This window comes from Hylemonella sp. GW821-FHT10B10, assembly GCF_059415585.1.
In genome coordinates this window covers 415,142-432,653 of sequence record NZ_JBWKNN010000001.1, presented here as the reverse complement: position 1 = coordinate 432,653, position 17,512 = coordinate 415,142, and the positions used below count along the sequence as shown (strand labels likewise).

12 protein-coding genes are annotated in these 17,512 nt (G+C 66.2%); 7 read left to right on the top strand and 5 right to left on the bottom strand.

What is annotated here, in order from left to right; all coding sequences use genetic code 11:
• The first annotated feature begins 60 nt into the window (after nt 1-60).
• Nucleotides 61-828: a YdcF family protein gene (locus AC07NT_RS02085; RefSeq protein WP_498598088.1), complete on the top strand. Its 768-nt coding sequence runs from the start codon at nt 61-63 to the stop codon at nt 826-828.
• A gap of 113 nt (nt 829-941) precedes the next feature.
• On the top strand, nt 942-2,546 hold the full coding sequence (locus AC07NT_RS02080; RefSeq protein ID WP_498598089.1) for a GGDEF domain-containing protein: 1,605 nt from the start codon (nt 942-944) through the stop codon (nt 2,544-2,546).
• Between the two features lie 8 nt (nt 2,547-2,554).
• On the opposite strand, the gene AC07NT_RS02075 is transcribed toward AC07NT_RS02080, so the two are convergent.
• Nucleotides 2,555-3,862, bottom strand: a complete 1,308-nt coding sequence (locus AC07NT_RS02075; protein WP_498598090.1) for a hemolysin family protein — start codon at nt 3,860-3,862, stop codon at nt 2,555-2,557.
• A gap of 22 nt (nt 3,863-3,884) precedes the next feature.
• Nucleotides 3,885-6,515, bottom strand: coding sequence for a CHASE2 domain-containing serine/threonine-protein kinase (locus AC07NT_RS02070; protein WP_498598091.1), 2,631 nt, complete (start codon nt 6,513-6,515; stop codon nt 3,885-3,887).
• Between the two features lie 129 nt (nt 6,516-6,644).
• Between AC07NT_RS02070 and AC07NT_RS02065 the strand changes: the two genes are divergently transcribed.
• Nucleotides 6,645-7,496, top strand: a complete 852-nt coding sequence (locus tag AC07NT_RS02065; RefSeq protein ID WP_498598092.1) for a symmetrical bis(5'-nucleosyl)-tetraphosphatase — start codon at nt 6,645-6,647, stop codon at nt 7,494-7,496.
• On the opposite strand, the gene AC07NT_RS02060 is transcribed toward AC07NT_RS02065, so the two are convergent.
• Nucleotides 7,493-8,977, bottom strand: coding sequence for a DEAD/DEAH box helicase (locus tag AC07NT_RS02060; RefSeq protein WP_498598093.1), 1,485 nt, complete (start codon nt 8,975-8,977; stop codon nt 7,493-7,495). The genes AC07NT_RS02065 and AC07NT_RS02060 overlap by 4 nt on opposite strands.
• Nucleotides 8,978-9,174: 197 nt before the next feature.
• On the opposite strand from AC07NT_RS02060, the gene AC07NT_RS02055 reads away from it, so the two are divergent.
• Nucleotides 9,175-10,905: a GGDEF domain-containing protein gene (locus tag AC07NT_RS02055; protein ID WP_498598094.1), complete on the top strand. Its 1,731-nt coding sequence runs from the start codon at nt 9,175-9,177 to the stop codon at nt 10,903-10,905.
• Between the two features lie 53 nt (nt 10,906-10,958).
• On the opposite strand, the gene dcd is transcribed toward AC07NT_RS02055, so the two are convergent.
• Both dcd and AC07NT_RS02045 read right to left on the bottom strand, forming a co-directional pair.
• On the bottom strand, nt 10,959-11,534 hold the full coding sequence (gene dcd / locus AC07NT_RS02050) for a dCTP deaminase (RefSeq protein ID WP_493032952.1): 576 nt from the start codon (nt 11,532-11,534) through the stop codon (nt 10,959-10,961).
• A gap of 42 nt (nt 11,535-11,576) precedes the next feature.
• Nucleotides 11,577-12,485 (bottom strand): LysR family transcriptional regulator, encoded by a 909-nt coding sequence (locus tag AC07NT_RS02045; RefSeq protein ID WP_498598095.1) that lies wholly within the window; start codon nt 12,483-12,485, stop codon nt 11,577-11,579.
• Nucleotides 12,486-12,580: 95 nt separating this feature from the next.
• Between AC07NT_RS02045 and AC07NT_RS02040 the strand changes: the two genes are divergently transcribed.
• From AC07NT_RS02040 to AC07NT_RS02030, 3 genes are all read left to right on the top strand, one after another.
• Complete coding sequence (locus tag AC07NT_RS02040) at nt 12,581-14,734, top strand: thiamine pyrophosphate-dependent enzyme (RefSeq protein ID WP_498598096.1); 2,154 nt, start codon at nt 12,581-12,583, stop codon at nt 14,732-14,734.
• Nucleotides 14,731-16,329 carry an indolepyruvate oxidoreductase subunit beta family protein gene (locus AC07NT_RS02035; protein WP_498598097.1) on the top strand — a complete coding sequence of 533 codons (1,599 nt, stop codon included), beginning with the start codon at nt 14,731-14,733 and terminating at the stop codon, nt 16,327-16,329. The genes AC07NT_RS02040 and AC07NT_RS02035 overlap by 4 nt, the downstream gene beginning before the upstream one ends.
• 95 nt (nt 16,330-16,424) lie before the next feature.
• The gene (locus AC07NT_RS02030; protein ID WP_498598098.1) at nt 16,425-17,471 is read left to right on the top strand and encodes a TRAP transporter substrate-binding protein; all 1,047 of its coding nucleotides are present in this window, start codon (nt 16,425-16,427) and stop codon (nt 17,469-17,471) included.
• The last annotated feature ends 41 nt before the right edge of the window (nt 17,472-17,512 follow it).

The window sequence follows — 17,512 nt, the reverse complement described above, 5'->3', positions numbered from 1 at the left end:
TGCGAAATCCCCGGTGTATCACGGCGCCGAGTGTACACGCGCCCCGGCGACAATCTGCCCATGTTCGTCCTCGCCAAACTCCTGCAATTCATCACCCAGCCCCTGGCCTGGGTCGTCGTCCTGCTCACGCTGGGTCTGCTCCTGCAAGGACGCTGGCGCCGCTCGGGCACGGCCCTGCTCTGGAGTGCCCTGGCCCTGCTGCTGCTGCAGGGCTGGGAGCCGCTGCCCGAGGCGCTGCTGCGCCGCCTGGAAGCGCAACATCCAGCGCCGGCGCAGATCGACCTGCAGCGCTACGCCGGTGTGATCGTGCTGGGCGGCGCCACCGAGTCGTCCTATGTGTGGCAGGGCCACGAGCAACCTGCGCTCAATGAAGCGGCCGAACGCATGACAGCCGCCCTGCCCCTGCTGCAGCGCGCGCCGCAACTCAAGCTTCTGTTCACGGGCGGTGAAGGCGAACTGGTGGCCGGTGCATGGACCGAAGCCGAGCGTGCCCGCCGCTTCTACGCCAGCATGGGCGTGGACCCGCAGCGGCTGATCTTCGAGTCGGCCTCGCGCACCACCTACGAGAACGCCTTGCTCAGCGCCGCACTGCCCGGTGTGGACAAGACCCGGCCCTGGTTGCTGCTGACCTCGGCCTGGCACATGCCGCGTTCCATGGCCACCTTCGAGAAAGCCGGCTGGAACGTGACACCCTGGCCCGCCGATTACCGCAGCGGCCTGGCCACGCCTTGGCACCATTTCTCACTGGCCGCAGGAGCCTCCAAGTGGCACGTCGCCCTGCACGAAGTGCTGGGCCTTTGGATCTACCGCCTGACCGGCAGGGCATAGCACCCGCGCCTATACTTTGGCCTATGCCGCAAAACTCCATGCCCTGCACAGCTGCACGCTGCACTCAGGCCCGGGCACATCAGCCGCAGCGCGTGCACTGAGTACGGTTCATCATGACGTGTTCGGCAGAGGAATTGCAAAAGCGCAGCGCAGCCTTGGCTGCCAAATGGCAGACTTTTCTGGCCGCGCCGGGCACCGATCCCCTGCTTGAATTTGCCGTCTCGCTCTCCAGCTTCACCGAATTCCTGCACGGCAAGGGGCTCTCGGGGCTGAACCAGATCTCGCGTGGCCTGGAGCAGCAGGCACTCGCCCTGCTCGATGGCGGTGCCGAGGCACCCGTCGCACCGGCGGTCCTGGCTGAACTGGACCAGCGCGTGCAGGATCTGGGGACGCGAGTGACAGACTTCATCGACGGTCAGCGCCATCCGGTGATGGAGCGTCGCGCCCGCAATGTCGACGTGTCCGTGCTGGACGTCATGCCGCGCCATCGCGTCTGGCTGGTCGGCAGCAGCGGTGCGGCCTGGCAGGAGCTCGTGCTGCAGCTGGGCTACTTCAATATCGACGCCGAATTCCACCAGATGCGCAACCTGCCTGGCCAGGGCGACGAACCGGCCATCGTCCTGCTCAGCGCCAGTGGCCTGAACAGCCGGCAGACGGTCGAGCAAGTCCAGCTGCTGCGGGGGCGGTTTGCCGCCAGCACCCTGCTGGTCCACGAGATCTCGGGCGATTTCGACAGCCTGCGCACCACACTGTCGGCAGGCAGCGATTTCTGTTTTCCGGCAGGTACGGCCCAGCCGCTCATCATGGCCAAGCTCATCGAACTGTGCAGCGGCACGCAGGAGGCCCCCTACCGGGCGCTGATCGTGGAGGATTCCATCACGGCCAGCAAGTCCATCCAGCGCACTCTGGCCATGTGCGACATCGAGACCCACGCCATCACCAAGCCGCATGAAGTGCTGGAATGCCTAGCGCAGTTCCAGCCCGACCTGATCCTCATGGACATGTTCATGCCGGGGTGCACCGGTGTCGAGGCGGCCCGGGTGATACGCCAGCACCCGGAGTTCCTCTCCATCCCCATCGTCTACCTGTCCGGGGACACCAACGTGCCTTTGCAGGTCGAGGCCTTGCGGCTCGGGGGGGATCACTTCCTCACCAAGCCCTACAACCCGGTGGTGCTCAATGCCATCGTGCAGAGCAAGATCGAGCGCTATCGCGCCCTGCGCCGCGCCATGCTGCACGACAGCCTGACTGGCTTGCTCAACCACAACACCTCCAAGGAGCGGCTGGCCGCCGCCATGCGCCAGGCCCGGGCCGAACAGCAGCCCCTGGCAGTGGCGATGGTCGACATCGACCATTTCAAGAAGATCAACGACAGCTACGGCCACCCCATGGGCGACCAGGTGATCCGCAGCCTGGCCTGGTTTCTGCGCCAGCGCTTGCGCAAGAGCGACATCATCGGCCGCTACGGCGGCGAGGAATTCCTGGTGGTGCTGCCCGCGGCGGATGCCGTGCGCGCCGTGGAGGTGCTGGACCGCATCCGCCATGACTTCGGCCAGATCAAACACCCCTTCAATGAAACCTGGTGCACGGCCATGCTGTCCATCGGCGTCACCCAGTTGAACGAGACCGACGATGCGCAGGCGCTGATCAAGCAGGCCGACGAAGCGCTCTACTCAGCCAAACGCGCCGGGCGCAACCGCATCGTCAGCTGGCAGTGAGCACCGGCTCATAAACCAGCCAGTGCCGGTGGCAGGGCACGGGCCAGCACCTTGTCGATGCGCCAGCCGTCCAGGTCCACCACCTCGAACTCCCAACCGACGCACACGATGCGCTCCCCCACCTTGGGCAGGTGGCCACTGACGGCCAGCAAGAGCCCGGCCACGGTGTTGTAGCGCCCGCGCTCCTCGTCCGGCAGCTCGCGGATGTCCAGACGGCTCTTGAGCTCGTCCACCGGGATCATGCCGTCGAGCAACCAGCTGCCATCGTCCCGTTCGGTGGCCCAGGCATCGATCTGTGCCACCGGCTGCAACTCGCCCGTGATCGCCTCCAGCAGGTCACCCGGCGTGAGCAGGCCCTGCACCACGCCGTACTCGTCGACCACAAAGACCATGCGACCCGAGCGCGCACGGAACTGCTCCAGCAGTTCCATGCCCGAGAGTGTCTCGGGCACAAAAACCGCCGGCAGGGCATGGGGCTCGATGGCCCCCTCCGTCGTCAGCCTCAAGGCCAGCAGCTGGCCCACGCTGACCACACCCACCACGTCCTCGAGCGAGCCGCGGCACACCGGGTACCAGGAATGGGCGCCGGTCTGGCCCGCCGCGCCCACGTGCTGCAGGCACTGCGCCACACTCAGGCCGGCGTCCAGCCAGTCGATGTCGGCGCGCGGCACCATCAGCGACGTCAGCGGCCGGTCGTCGAGGCGAAAGACATTGCGCACCATCTGGTGTTCCTGCTGCTCGATCACCCCGGCATCCACACCCTCCTCCAGGCTGTGGCGGATCTCCTCCTCGGTCATGCTGCGCGTGACGTCGGTAGGAATGCGCAGCAGCGTGAGCACGCCCTGGGTGCAGGCCGCCAGCAGCTTGACAAAGGGCTTGGCGGCGATCGCCAGCCAGTGCATGGGGCGCGACATCCAGCGCGCGACCATCTCGGGATAGAGTTGGCCAATGCGCTTGGGCACCAGCTCGCCGAAGATGATGGTGAGAAAGGTGATGATGGCCACCACCAGCGCCGTGGCCGTGATGCCGGAGGCGCGCTCGGTCATCCCCAACTCCTCCAGCCAGACGGCCAGGTCGATGCTGAATGCGGCTTCACCGACGATGCCATTGAGCACGCCGATGGAGGTGATGCCCACCTGCACGGTGGAGAGGAACTGGTTGGGGTTGTCCAGCAGTTCCAGGGCTTTCTGGGCGCCGCCATCGCCGGCTTCGGCCATGGCCAGCAGGCGCGCCTTGCGGCTGGCGGCCAGCGCCAGCTCCGACATGGCGAACAGGCCGTTGAGAAAGATCAGCAGGGCGATCAGCAGGAAGTCCATGGATCCCGTCACGAAGTGGAGATCACTGGACTTTATCCTCCCCGAGGTCCAGATCGGGCGCCCCCGGCACCGTTTCCGACCAGGCCGGCCCCGCGCCCGGGGTCACCGGTACCGTCGCCTCCCAGGTTTGTTTGGGCAGCCCCGCCGCACATTGCCGCAGCGCCTCGGCCAGCGCAGCCCCGCTGGCGTAGCGCCCCTCGGGCGTCTTGGCGAGGGTTTTGCCCAGGATGGCCACCAGGCAGGGCGGCAGATCGGGGCGCACCGTGAGGATATCCACCGGCGCCTCGTTGGCGATGCGGTACATCAGCTGCGCCATCGAATCACCGTCAAAGGGCAGGTGACCGCTGGCCAGTTGGTACAGCGTGACGCCCAGCGAGAAGAGATCGGAGGCCCCGCTCACCTTGTGCCCGGCCAGCTGCTCGGGCGACATATAGGAGGGCGTGCCCATGACCATGCCGGTGCGGGTCTTGCTCGAATCGGTGATGCGCGCGATGCCGAAATCGGCCACCTTGACCGTGTCCGTCTCAGGGTCGTACATGATGTTGCCGGGTTTGATGTCCCGGTGCACCACGTTCTGCTTGTGCGCGTAGTCCAGCGCGTCGGCCACGCGCGCCACAATGCCCATGACCACCGGCAGGGGCAGCAGGGCCCCGGGCTTGATGTAGCCCACCAGGTCCTTGCCCTTGAGGTACTCCATGGCAATGTAGGCCAGGTCGTGTTCCTCACCGGCGTCGTACATGGTGACGATGTTCGGGTGGCTGAGGCGCCCGGCGGACTCCGCCTCGCTGAAGAAACGCTTCTTGACGTCCTGCAGCACGTCCGCGTCGAACTCCTGGGCCAGGGCCAGGGTCTTGATCGCCACCAGGCGACCGATCTTCGGGTCCTTGCCCAGGTAGACCACGCCCATGGCGCCCTTGCCCAGCTCCTTCTCCACCTCGTAGCGCCCCAGCATGGGCTTGGCCACGCCGGGGCGATCCAACACCAGGGTGCTGTCGTTGCCGCGCGCCGTACCTCCCAGGATCACGGTTTCGGACATGGCCTTGTTCTGCGCCAGACGCGCCTCGAGGTCGCGGAACTTGCGGTCGTAATCGGCCATGTAGCGGAACACCGACTCGGCCTTGTTGAACTGGCGCTTGCGCTCGAAATCCAGCGCCAGGTTGTACATGAGCTCCATCAGGCCCTCGTCCATGGGCGCCTTGCGGAATTTTTCGAAGGCCATGTCCAGCGCACCCTGGCCCTGGAAGGCCAGGCCCAGCATGCGGTTGCTCTCGGCCGATTCGGCCTCGGACTTGTCCTTGCGCTCCTCGGTCACGAGGAAACGCTTGGTCGTCAGCAGCAGGTGGCCCAGCAGCAGCAAGGTCATGGGCAGCATCAGCGGCAGCCACAGGGACTGGCTGCTCATGAGCAGGAAGTGCGCACCGACCAGCACGACGAAAAGGCCCGCAGTGACCAGGGCGCCCGTGGCCGCACGCAGGCGCGGCAGCACCAGCATCAGATAAAGCGCCACCAGGAGAAAGATGCCCAGCTGCGCCAAGCCGGTCCAGAAGGGCGAGACGAAAAAGTGGCCCTGCAGGATGCTGGACACCATGTTCGCCAGCGTCACGACCGACTGCATCTTGGACGACACGGGGGTGACCTGCAAGGTGCCCGCCCCCTCGGCCGTCGTCCCGATCAGCACAATCTTGTCGCGGTACTTGGTGGCCGGGATCTTGCCGCTGAGCACGTCGTAGAAGGAATCGACCGGAAAAGCCGGCCGACCCTGGCTGTCCGGGTAGAAATAGGCCAGCATGCGCAGCGAACTGTCCGTACGGATGCGCAGCTTGCCCAGCTCCACCCCCTCACCGGGCACCACACGGATGTCGCCCGTGTCCAGGTTCAGGCTGCGCGCGGCCAGCATGAGCGAGAGGGAGGGGTAAAGCTCGCCGTGGTAGTCCATGGCCAGCGACTCGCTGCGCACCGCGCCATCCATGTCGCGCGAGAAATTCAGGTGGCCCAGGGCACGTGCCTGGCTGCCCAACGCCGGAATGGGCATGAACACCCCCCGCGACAGGTCGGGCTGCAGTCCGGGTGTGTCCGCCTGTACGCCACCCAGGCGGTTACGTTGCACGTACTCCGGCAGCGGCTTGTCGGGCTTGCCCTGGGGTTCGCCGGACTCGAAGTACAGGGACAGCGCCACATTGCGCGCCCGGGCCAGGCTGTCGGCCAGCTTGCGGTCGTTGTCCAGATTCTGTGCCGCCTCATTGAGCAGGGCCTCGAGCTTCTCCAGCTCGGCGGGCTTGCCGCTGCGGCGTATGCCCGATTCGTCCAGCCAGGCCCGGACCTGGCGGATGTAATCCAGCCCCGCATCCACCTGCGGCTCGAAGAACAGCACGGTGTGGCCCACCACTTTGGCCTGGCCTTCGGCCAGCTTGTCGATCAGACGCGCATGGATCTCGCGCGGCCAGGGCAGGCGCCCCAGGTTGGCAACGCTTTCGTCGTCGATGGCAATGATGGCGATCTTGTCGCTGGGCGCGCGTGACGTGGCCCGCACGCCCAGATCGTAGGCCTTGCGCTCCAGGCTCTCCATCAGGTCGCTACCGGAGGCCAGGAACAGCACCACGGCCACCGACAGGCCCACCAGCCAGTCCTTCTGCCAAAACGCGATACGTTTCATCGTCATCCTCGGGTCAGAGCCACCGCCACAACGGCGTGCAAGCACAGGTCAGTCTAATGCAGTCGCGTGACCCTGCACAGGGCAGGCACACGGAATGCGAGAATTCTTGTAACTCCTTGAAAACACCCCATGGCCCATTACCTGATCGGCGACGTGCAGGGCTGCGACGCCGCACTGCAGCGCCTGCTCGACACCATCGCCTTCTCGCCCAGCCGCGACACCCTCTACCTGCTGGGTGACCTGGTCAACCGCGGGCCGGATTCGGTCGGTGTGCTGCGCCGGCTCATGGGCTACGGTGCGTCGGCCCGTTGCCTGCTGGGCAACCACGACCTGCACCTGCTGGCCATCGCCCACGGCGTACGGCCCCCGCACCGCAACGATACGATCACCGACGTGCTGCAGGCAACGGACCGCCCCGCGCTGCTGGACTGGCTGCGGCGCCAACACCTGGCACTGCTGGAAACCTACCAGGGCGAAAATATCCTGATGGTGCATGCCGGCGTTTTGCCGTCGTGGAATGCTATCAAAACAATAGCGCTTGCCGGCGAACTCGAAACCGTGCTGCGCGGCCCTGACCTGCCAGATTTCCTGCGTCGCATGTACGGCAACGAACCGGCGCGCTGGGACGACAGCCTGCAGGGCGACGCGCGACTGCGCGTGATCGTCAATGCGCTGACGCGCCTGCGCTTCTGCACGGCGGACGGGGAGATGGAGTTCGCCACCACAGAAGGCGCCGCAGGTGCACCGCCGGGTTACATGCCCTGGTTCGAAGTACCGGGGCGGCAAACGGCAGGCGTCACCGTGGCCTTCGGCCACTGGTCCAGGCTGGGCTGGCTGGACCGGCCCGATGTGCTGGCCATGGACACGGGCTGCGTCTGGGGTGGTGCCCTGAGCGCCCTGCGCCTGGGCCCGGCCCGCGCGCACGAACTGATCCAATTGCCTTGCGAGGCCGCGCAAGCGCCCGGCCTGAGGGGCAATTAGCTCGAAGCCTCTTCGGACTTCGTTTCTTCGGCCCGGTTGAACAGGGCAGCCACCTTGCGCTTGGGCCGGATATTGGCCGACACCACGCGGCCGGCCGGCTTGGCGACGGCCTCCCACGGCGCCGGCTCGGCCGCAGCCTCCGTGCTTTCGTAGGGCTTGTTGAAGAAGGGATCCTGCGGGGGCGCAGCCGGACGGCGGTTTGCTTCACGAGGAGCGGAACGGCGCTCGCCGCGCGGTTCACTGCGCTCCTCGCCCTGCTCGTACAGACGGCGGCCTTCGTTGAAGCGGCCCTGGCGACGGATGTCGGGTTTGTCTTCGTCGTATTCGACGGGTTCCAGCTCGATCTTGGTCTTGATCAGCTTTTCGATGTCGGCCACCAGCCGGGCGTCCTTGGGTGAGACAAAACTCACCGCCAGGCCCGAAGCGCCGGCACGACCGGTGCGGCCGATGCGGTGCACATAGTCTTCGGCGTTGAAGGGCACGTCGAAGTTGAACACCGCCGGCACGTCCTTGATGTCCAGGCCGCGCGCGGCCACATCGGTGCACACCAGCAGGTCGACCTCACCCTTTTTGAAGGACTCCAGCGCCTTGAGGCGCTCGTCCTGGCTCTTGTCGCCGTGCAGGGCGGTGGTCTTGAGCCCTTCGCGCTCCAGCGAGCGAGCCAGGCGGGCGCAGCCCAGCTTGCTGTTCACGAACACAAAGGCCTGCTTCATGCCGCGCTGGCGCAGGATCTGGTGCAGAGCGTGGCGCTTGTCGTCCTCGCCCACGCTGTAGAAATGCTGTTCCACGGTGGAGGCCGTGGCGTTCGAACGGGCGACCTCGATGGTCACCGGATCCTGCAGGTAGCTGCCGGCCAGGCGCTTGATTTCGGGCGAAAAGGTGGCCGAGAACAGCAGCGTGGTGCGCTGTTTGGGCAGATAGGACAGGATGCGCTGCAGGTCCGGCAGGAAGCCGATGTCCAGCATGCGGTCAGCCTCGTCCAGCACCACGTACTCGACCTGGTTGAGCACGGCGTTCTTGGCCTCGATGTGGTCCAGCAGGCGGCCCGGCGTGGCCACCAGCACTTCGACACCCTTCTTGAGCTCCAGGGTCTGGGGCTTCATGTCCATGCCGCCGAAGACGACGGTGCTGCGCAGATTGGTGTACTTGGCGTACATCTTGACCTGCTGGGCCACCTGGTCGGCCAATTCGCGCGTGGGCAGCAGCACCAGGGCACGCACGGGGTGGCGGGCCGGGGAGGTGGAGCTGTTTTCGTGCTTGAGCAGGCGCTGCAGCAGAGGCAGGGAGAAGGCGGCGGTCTTGCCGGTGCCGGTCTGGGCGGCGCCCATGACGTCACGGCCTTCCAGCACCACGGGAATGGCCTGGGCCTGGATCGGGGTCATGAACTCGTAGCCCATGTCGGCCACGGCACGCCGCAAGGGCTCGGCCAGGGTCAGATCGGCATAACGCTGGGGTACGGCTTCGGGGGAATCAGGAGTCATCGGGTCTCGGGAAAGATTGCCGTCGACGCGACGGCCTGCGTTCGAGCCCGCTCTGAACCGGCTCTTGTGCCCAAAATTTGGGCAGACCCGTATTATCCCTGATATCCAGGGCCTTGGCAGGATACTGAAGGCGAAGGCCACACTGATCAGCCCCGGCTAGTCTAGGCAGAAGACAGGCTCCATAGTATGGTTCCACCATGCGCAACCCGATGGCCACGCTCAGTCTGCGGACCCAGATCGCTGCCGTGTTCACGGTCCTGCTGGTCACCACGGCCGTCCTGTTGTCCCTGCTGCTGGGCGAGCGCACCCGCAAGCGCATCGAAGCCGATGCCAGCCTGACCCTGTTTGTCATGACGGACAACCTGGCGCGCATCGTCGCCAACGACCTGCACCAGATCAGCACCGAGGTGCTGGTCATCGCCGACGCCTCCGCACTGTGGGTCGACGGCCTGAACTCGGAGCGCAGCCAGTTGACGGTGGGACGCCTGCAGGCCATGCGTCCGGATTTCGCGTGGGTGGGAGCGGCCGACACGCATGGCATCGTACGCAAGGCCAATGACGGCCTGCTGCAGGGGCAGGACATGAGCCGGGAGGCCTGGTTCCGCGAAGGCAGCAAGGGACTCTACGTAGGCAACGTCCGTGAAATCCCCGCGATCAGCAGTCGCGTACCTGCGCCGGCCAGCAGCGAGCCCCCGCGCTACCTCGATTTTTCCGCCCCCATTCGCAGCGGCGAGCGCATGCTGGGTGTGCTTGGTGTGCATGCGCGCTGGGACTGGCTGCGCCAGGTCATCGACGTGCTGCAACCGCCGCAATCGGCCAGCTTCCAGCTGAGCTTCTTCGTCTTCGACCGGCAGGGTGAGCTGATCTACGCACCCAACGGCCTGGCGTCCAAGCTGCGCGCCCTGGGCCAGCGCCTGCCTTTCGCCCCCAACAACACGGACGAGAACTACGGCCCCCGGGGTCGGGACCAGGGCCTTGCAGCGCGTGTCGTGGCCTGGCAGGACGGCCAGGCCTACCTCACCACGGTGACCCGGCTGCAGGCCCTCAACGCCGCCAGCGACCTGGGCTGGCACGTCGTGGCCCGCCTGCCGGAAGACGTGGCCTACGCCGATGCCCGCGCCGCCCAGCTCCAGTCCCTGGGCTTGGGCCTGGGTATCGCGCTGCTGGGGGGCCTCATGACCTGGTTCGCCTCCGGCCGCATCAGCGCCGACCTGCGCTGCATGACAGACGCGGTGCAGGCTGTGCGCGTCCAGCAGACCGAAAACAGCATCCCCCGGCTGGACAGCAGCGCCGAGGTGCGGGTCCTGTCCACCTCGCTCCACACCATGCTGGGCAAGCTGCTCAGCGTACGCGAGGACATGGAGGCCACCATACGGCTGCGCACCAGCGAGCTCGAGGCGGCCAACTACGCGCTCGCCCAGCAGGCCCGTACCGATGTGCTCACCGGCCTGCTCAACCGGCGCGGCTTCGAAGACCAGGCGCGACAGGTGGTGGCGGCCGCGCGGCGCAGCCGGCTACCGATGTGCCTGCTCATGTTCGACGTGGACCACTTCAAGCGCATCAACGACACGCTGGGCCATGACGTGGGGGATCTGGTGCTCAAGCGACTCGCCGGCAGCCTGCGCCAGCGTCTGCGCGGATCGGACGTGCTGGCACGTCATGGCGGCGAAGAATTCATCGCCCTGCTGCCCGACACCGACCTGCAGGGCGGGCGCGCCATCGCGGAAGCCCTGGTGCGCGGCATCGCGCAGGAATCGCATGAGCCCTACGGTCGCATCACCGTCAGCGCCGGCGTGGCCACGGTGCTGGGCACCGAACCCGACCTAGACGACCTGCAGCGCCGCGCCGACGCCGCCCTCTATGAAGCCAAGGGCCAGGGCCGCAACCGGGTCTGCCTGGACCCGGCCTCGCTGCCTCCGTCGGCCTGAATCTGTTCCGGTCTTCATGCCGCCTGGCACAAGACCGGCGTGCCGAGCTGCGATCAGGTCTTTGGCAGCGTCACGCCGCGCTGACCCTGGTACTTGCCGCCGCGGTCCTTGTAGCTGGTCTCGCAGACATCGTCCTTGTCGCTTTCGAAGAACAGCACCTGGGCGCAGCCCTCGCCGGCGTAGATCTTGGCCGGCAGCGGTGTGGTGTTGGAAAACTCCAGCGTCACGTAACCTTCCCACTCGGGTTCGAAGGGCGTGACATTGACGATGATGCCGCAGCGCGCGTAGGTGCTCTTGCCCAGGCAGATGGTCAGCACATTGCGCGGGATGCGGAAGTACTCCATGGTGCGCGCCAGCGCGAAGCTGTTGGGTGGGATGACGCAGACGTCGCTCTCGATGTCCACAAAGCTCTTCTCGTCGAAGTTCTTCGGATCGACCACCGTGCTGTAGATGTTGGTGAAGACCTTGAACTCGGGCGCGCAGCGGATGTCGTAGCCGTAGCTGCTGGTGCCGTAGCTCACGATCTTGTGCCCGGCGGCGTCCTGCCGGATCTGGCCCGGCTCGAAGGGCTCGATCATGCCGTGCTGCTCGGCCATGCGGCGGATCCATTTGTCGCTCTTGATGCTCATGGTGGGTATTTCCTGGGAATGCGGGGATTGTAGGGAGTCAGTTCAGGGGCTGGAAAACAGCTCGACCAGGGTCTCGCGCAGCCAGCGATTGGCCGGGTCGGTCTCGAAACGGCGGCTCCAGTGCAGCGAGACCGTGAAGTCACGCAGGGGAAAGGGCGGCTCGATCAGGGTGTAGGCCCCGCTGGCCGCAAACCCCTGGGCGATGTTGCGTGGCATCACCACGGCCAGATCGGTGGCGCCCACGATGGCCGGCAGCACCATGAAGTGCTCGGCCGTCAGGCGCACGCGGTCTTCAAGCTTGAGCAGCTGCAGGATGCGCAAGGTGTCCGAATGCGTGCGCCCGGCCACGAACTCCAGTTCGTGCAGGGCAGCCAGCAGGCCCGCCCCCTTGCGCCGGCGTGTGGCCGCCGCAAAGGGATGGCCGGCGCGCAGCATGACGATGTAACGGTCCTTGAGCAGCTGCACACGCTGCGTGTCCTTCACAGTGGGCAGGAAACCGAAGGCGAAGTCCACCTGCCCGCTGTCCAGCGCGTCGGCCATGCTGGCCGCGGGCACGGGCAGGGTCTCGATGCGCACACCGGGCGCGCGCTCGCGCAGGGCCACCATGAGGTCGGGCAGAAAACGGCCCTCACCAATGTCGCTCATGTGGATGCGGAAGGTCTTGTTCGAGCGCAGCGGGTCGAACTGCGCGGCCTCGCCCAGGGCCTGCTCCAGCAGGTTCAAGGCACTGCGCACGGCCGGCGCCAGACGCGCGGCGCGCGGTGTGGGCTGCACGCCACCGCCCACGCGCATGAACAGCGGGTCCTGCAACAGGAGGCGCAAACGGGTCAGGCCCTGGCTCACGGCGGGCTGGGTCAGGTCCAGCATCTCGGCAGCCCGGCCGACCTTGCGCGCGCGGTAGACCGCGTCGAACACGCGCAAGAGGTTGAGATCCAGGTCCTTGATATGCATATTTCGAATAATCGATAGTCACGTTATTTTATTGATTAATGAAGCCCGGGCGTGGACACTTGCGGGCTGCCCCTAAAAAACACCGAGGAAGACACGTGGAAGTTTCATTCAGCCAGGAAATCAAGTCGCTGGCGCTGGGCCAGGGCCAGACCTTTCATGGGGAAGGCATCCTGGCCATCACCAAGGGCCTGCTGCAGTCCGGCGTGGCCTATGTGGGCGGTTACCAGGGCGCCCCGGTCTCGCACCTGCTGGACGTCATGGTGCAGGCCAAGCCCTATATGGACGAACTCGGCGTACACGTCGAGGCCTGTTCCAACGAGGCCTCGGCCGCCGCCATGCTGGGCGCCTCCATCCACTACCCGCTGCGCGGCGCCGTGACCTGGAAGTCCATCGTCGGCACCAACGTCGCGGCCGACGCGCTGTCCAACCTGGCTTCGCCCGGTGTCACGGGCGGTGTGCTCATCGTCGTGGGTGAGGACTACGGCGAGGGCGCCAGCGTGATCCAGGAACGCACTCACGCCTACGCACTCAAGTCCGGCATGGTGCTGCTCGACCCACGACCCGATCTGGGGCGCATGGTCGACATGGTGGAGCACGGCTTTGCCCTGTCCGAGGCCTCCAACATGCCAGCCATCCTGGAGCTGCGCATCCGCGCCTGCCATGTGCGCGGCAGCTTCCAGGCCAAGGACAACCGCATCTCCAAGGTGTCCACCCGCCATCTGATGGAAGAACCGGCCAGCTTCAACTACGAGCGCCTGGCCCACCCGCCCGTGACCTTCCGCCACGAGAAGCTCAAGAGCGAACAACGTGTGCCGGCCGCGCGCCAGTACATCCGCGAACACAAGCTCAACGAATTGTTCGCCGGCAAGCACAGCGACCTGGGCATCGTGGTACAGGGCGGCCTGTACAACACCCTGATCCGCACCCTGCAGCAGTTCGGCCTGGCCGATGCCTTCGGCAACGCCGACATCCCGCTGCTGGTCCTCAACGTGACCTATCCGCTGGTGCCCGAGGAGCTCAGCGAGTTCTGCATCGGCAAGCGCGCCGTGCTCATGGTGGAAGAGGGCCAGCCCGAGTACATCGAGCAGGAACTCGCCACGATGTTGCGTCGCGCCGACATCCAGACACCCTTGCACGGCAAGGACATGCTGGCTATGGCAGGTGAGTATTCGGCCGAGGTCATGGCCGGCGGCCTGGAGAAATTCCTGCGCCACTATCGCTCCGAGCTGCTGCCGACCACCGTGCCCCAATGGCTGCAAAGCAACCGCGATCGCCGCGCCACCATTGCCAAGGACCTGGGCTCGCCCCTGCCGGCTCGCCCGCCGGGCATGTGCATAGGCTGCCCGGAGCGGCCGGTGTTCTCTGCACTCAAGCTGGCGCAACAACAGGTGGGCGACGTGCACGTCGCGGGTGACATCGGCTGCCACGCCCTCGCCACCTTCGAGCCCTTCTCCTTCGGTCACTCCATCCTCGGTTACGGCATGTCCCTGGCCAGCCGCGCCGGTGTCTCGCCCATGATGAACCGGCGTGTGCTCTCGGTCATGGGCGACGGTGGCTTCTGGCACAACGGCCTGCTGACCGGTGTGCAGAGTGCGCTGTTCAACGGCGACGACGCCGTGCTGCTGATTTTCAAGAACGGCTACACCTCGGCCACCGGCACGCAGGACATCATTTCCACACCAGGCGAGGAGGCCAAGGATGCCGCCGTCGACAAGCGCGACAGCGTGGTGCACACCAACCAGACCATCGAGACCACGCTCAAGGGCCTGGGTGTGCAGTGGCTGCGCACCGTGACCACCTACGAGGTGGAGAACGTGCGCCGCACGTTGATCGACGCCTTCACCTCCGATTTCAATGGCCTCAAGGTCATCATTGCCGAGGGCGAGTGTCAGCTGGAACGCCAGCGCCGCATCAAGCCCTGGCTGGCCAGCCTGCTGAAAAAGGGCAAGCGCGTCGAACGCGTCAAGTACGGCGTGGACGAAGACGTCTGCAACGGCGACCACGCCTGCATCCGCCTATCGGGCTGCCCCACGCTCACGCTCAAGGACAACCCTGATCCACTCAAGGTGGACCCGGTGGCCACCGTGATCGACGGCTGCGTGGGCTGCGGCCTGTGCGGCGCCAACGCGCACGCGGCCACGCTGTGCCCCTCCTTTTACCGCGCCGAAGTCGTGCAGAACCCGAGCTGGCATGAACGCCTGCTGGCCGGCCTGCGCCAGTCCTTCGTCAAGATGCTGCAACCCGCATGAACCAACATCCCATTTCCCTGCTGCTCTGCGCCCTCGGTGGCGAAGGCGGCGGCGTGCTGACCGAATGGCTGGTCGAGACCGCCCGCCATGCCGGCTATCCCGTGCAAGCCACCTCCATCCCCGGCGTCGCGCAGCGCACCGGCGCCACCACCTACTACCTCGAAGTTTTCCCCGTGCCGATGGACCAGCTGGGCGGCCAGCGCCCTGTGCTGGGCCTCTACCCTATGCCGGGGCGACTCGATGGCCTGGTCTCCAGCGAACTGCTGGAAACCGTGCGTCAGATCAGCCTGGGCCATGCCAGCGGCGACCGCACCCTGGTGCTGAGTTCCACGGCCCGCGCGCTGACGACCATGGAAAAAATGCAGATGGGCGACGGCCGGCGCGACGCGCAGGGCCTGCTCCAGCTCATCACCACCCACAGCCGCGCCCACCACGTGCTGGACATGGCCGAACTCACGCGCCAGGCCGGTACCGTGGTCAGCGCCGTGATGCTGGGCTGCATCGCCGCCAGCGGCCTGCTGCCCATGGCCCGTGCCGATTACGAAGTGATCCTGAAAGACAGTGGTGGCAGCGCCCAGGCCAGCCTGCGCGGTTTCGCCCTGGGCTTTGACGCCGTGCAGGCCCAGCGCACCCAGGCGCAGTACATCGAACAGGTGCTGGCCCCCAAGCCGCTTGCTCCGGTGGCCCCGTCCGCTGCCGTGCCCGCCCTGCCTGCCAACTTGGCCGCGCTTTTTCCCGGTGTACTGCACGAAATCATCGCCTTGGGCCATGCGCGCCTGGTCGAGTACCAGAACCAGGCCTATGCCCGGCGTTACGTCGAGCGCCTGCAGCAGGTGCTGGCCGCCGAGCGCACCAGCGACCCGCAGGGCACCCGCGGCTGGGCGATCACGCGCGAGATGGCGCGCTGGCTCGCGTTGTGGATGGCCTTTGACGACATCATCCGCGTGGCCGACCTCAAGAGCCGCGCCAGCCGCTGGTCGCGTGTGCAGGGCGAGGTGAAGGCCGGTAAAGCCGACCTGCTCAAGCTCTACGACCACTTCAAACCCGGCGCGCCCGAGTTCGCCGCCCTGCTGCCCACGGGCCTGGCGCAACGCGTGCTGGCCTGGGATCGTCGGCGCGTGCTGGCAGGCAAGACACCATGGGCCCTGCCGCTGAAGATCGGCACGCACTCGGTCTTCGGCATGCTGGCCCTGCGCGGCTTGGCCGTGCTGCGCGCGCTGCGCCCCCTGGGCAGCCGCTATGTCACCGAACAGGCGCTGATCGAGCAGTGGCTGACCGCCGTGGTCAGCAGCACGCAGCGCCACTGGGCCAGTGGCCATGAAGTGGCCCAGTGCGGCCGCCTGATCAAGGGTTATGGCAGCACCAACGAACGCGGCAAGGACAACCTGCTGCATGTGGTTCAGCACCTGGCCACGGCCGGCCACTTTGCGAGCGACGACGCACGCGCCAGCGCCATTGCAACCGTCCGCGAGGCGGCTCTGGCCGACGACGCAGGCAAAGCCCTCGACCGTACCCTGCTGCAACATGGCGCGCCGGCCCGCCCCGTCAGGGAACAACCAGTCCGCTGGATGCGGCGCCGGCCAGGCCAGACCTGAGGGGCCGGGGCAGTAATTACGCGCATATACAGGGCGACACGCTCACAGTAGAGTGACCCGTCCCGCATGATTTCAACCACCATAAAGAGGAGACTATGCGTCAACACCAAGCACTCAAATCCCTGACCCGCCTGGCGGCAGCCTGCGCCGCCGTCCTGTTCTGCGCCGCCTCACCGGCGCAAGCCCAGGACAAGCCGGTCATGTTCCGTTTCTCCAGCTGGGTACCGGCCCAACACCCGCTCAACCCGTCCCTGGTCGCCTGGGGCGAGAGCATGAAGAAGGCTTCCGGAGGCACGCTCAGCGCGACCATGTTCCCGGCCCAGCAGCTGGGCAAGGCCTTTGATCACTACGACATGGCACGTGACGGCATCGCCGATTTCTCCTACGTGAACCCGGGCTATCAGCCGGGCCGATTCCCCGTCTTCGCCGCCTCATCCCTGCCCTTCATCATCGCCAACGGCAAGGGCGGCTCGGCCGCCGTCGACGCCTGGTACCGCAACTATGCGGCCAAGGAAATGAAGGACGTGAAGTTCTGCTTTGCTTTCGTGCATGACCCCGGAACCTTCCACTCGCGTAAGAAGATCGTGCTGCCGACCGACATCAAGGGCATGAAGATCCGCCCTGCACACGAAGGTATCGGTCGCATGGTCACCCTGTTGGGTGGAACCAATGTGCAGTCCTCCGCACCAGAAGTACGCGAGATCATCGAGCGCGGCGTGGCTGACGCGGTGACCTTCCCCTGGGGTTCGATCCCGCTGTTCGGCATCGACAAAGTGGTCAAGTACCACATGGATGTGCCGCTCTATGTCACGCCTTTCGTCTGGGTCATGAACCAGGGCAAGTACAACTCGCTCTCCGCGGCGCAGAAGAAGGTCGTCGATGACCACTGCACCACCGAATGGGCAGAGAAAGTCGCGAGCGACTGGGCCGATTTCGAATACGGCGGCCATGCCAAACTCGGCGCACTGCCGGACCATGAGGTCTACAAGCTGACCCCAGAGCAGCTGGACGCTTGGCGCAAGGCGGTGTCCCCGGTGGAAGCCGAATGGGCCAAGGATCTGAAGGACAAGACTGGCCAGGACCCCAAGGCCGTGCTCGACGGCCTGAAGCAGCAACTCGTCAAGTACAAGGCCGGTATGTAATCGACGCGGGCGGTGCCGCAAGGCATCGCCCGGTCTTCGCT

Coding starts and splice junctions, on each gene's coding strand:
- AC07NT_RS02035 (WP_498598097.1), top strand. CDS start 14,731: ATGAACCAACATCCCATTTCCCTGCTGCTCTGCGCCCTCGGTGGCGAA.
- AC07NT_RS02065 (WP_498598092.1), top strand. CDS start 6,645: ATGGCCCATTACCTGATCGGCGACGTGCAGGGCTGCGACGCCGCACTG.
- AC07NT_RS02085 (WP_498598088.1), top strand. CDS start 61: ATGTTCGTCCTCGCCAAACTCCTGCAATTCATCACCCAGCCCCTGGCC.
- AC07NT_RS02060 (WP_498598093.1), bottom strand. CDS start 8,977: ATGACTCCTGATTCCCCCGAAGCCGTACCCCAGCGTTATGCCGATCTG.
- dcd (WP_493032952.1), bottom strand. CDS start 11,534: ATGAGCATCAAGAGCGACAAATGGATCCGCCGCATGGCCGAGCAGCAC.
- AC07NT_RS02070 (WP_498598091.1), bottom strand. CDS start 6,515: ATGAAACGTATCGCGTTTTGGCAGAAGGACTGGCTGGTGGGCCTGTCG.
- AC07NT_RS02055 (WP_498598094.1), top strand. CDS start 9,175: ATGCGCAACCCGATGGCCACGCTCAGTCTGCGGACCCAGATCGCTGCC.
- AC07NT_RS02030 (WP_498598098.1), top strand. CDS start 16,425: ATGCGTCAACACCAAGCACTCAAATCCCTGACCCGCCTGGCGGCAGCC.
- AC07NT_RS02045 (WP_498598095.1), bottom strand. CDS start 12,485: ATGCATATCAAGGACCTGGATCTCAACCTCTTGCGCGTGTTCGACGCG.
- AC07NT_RS02080 (WP_498598089.1), top strand. CDS start 942: ATGACGTGTTCGGCAGAGGAATTGCAAAAGCGCAGCGCAGCCTTGGCT.
- AC07NT_RS02075 (WP_498598090.1), bottom strand. CDS start 3,862: ATGGACTTCCTGCTGATCGCCCTGCTGATCTTTCTCAACGGCCTGTTC.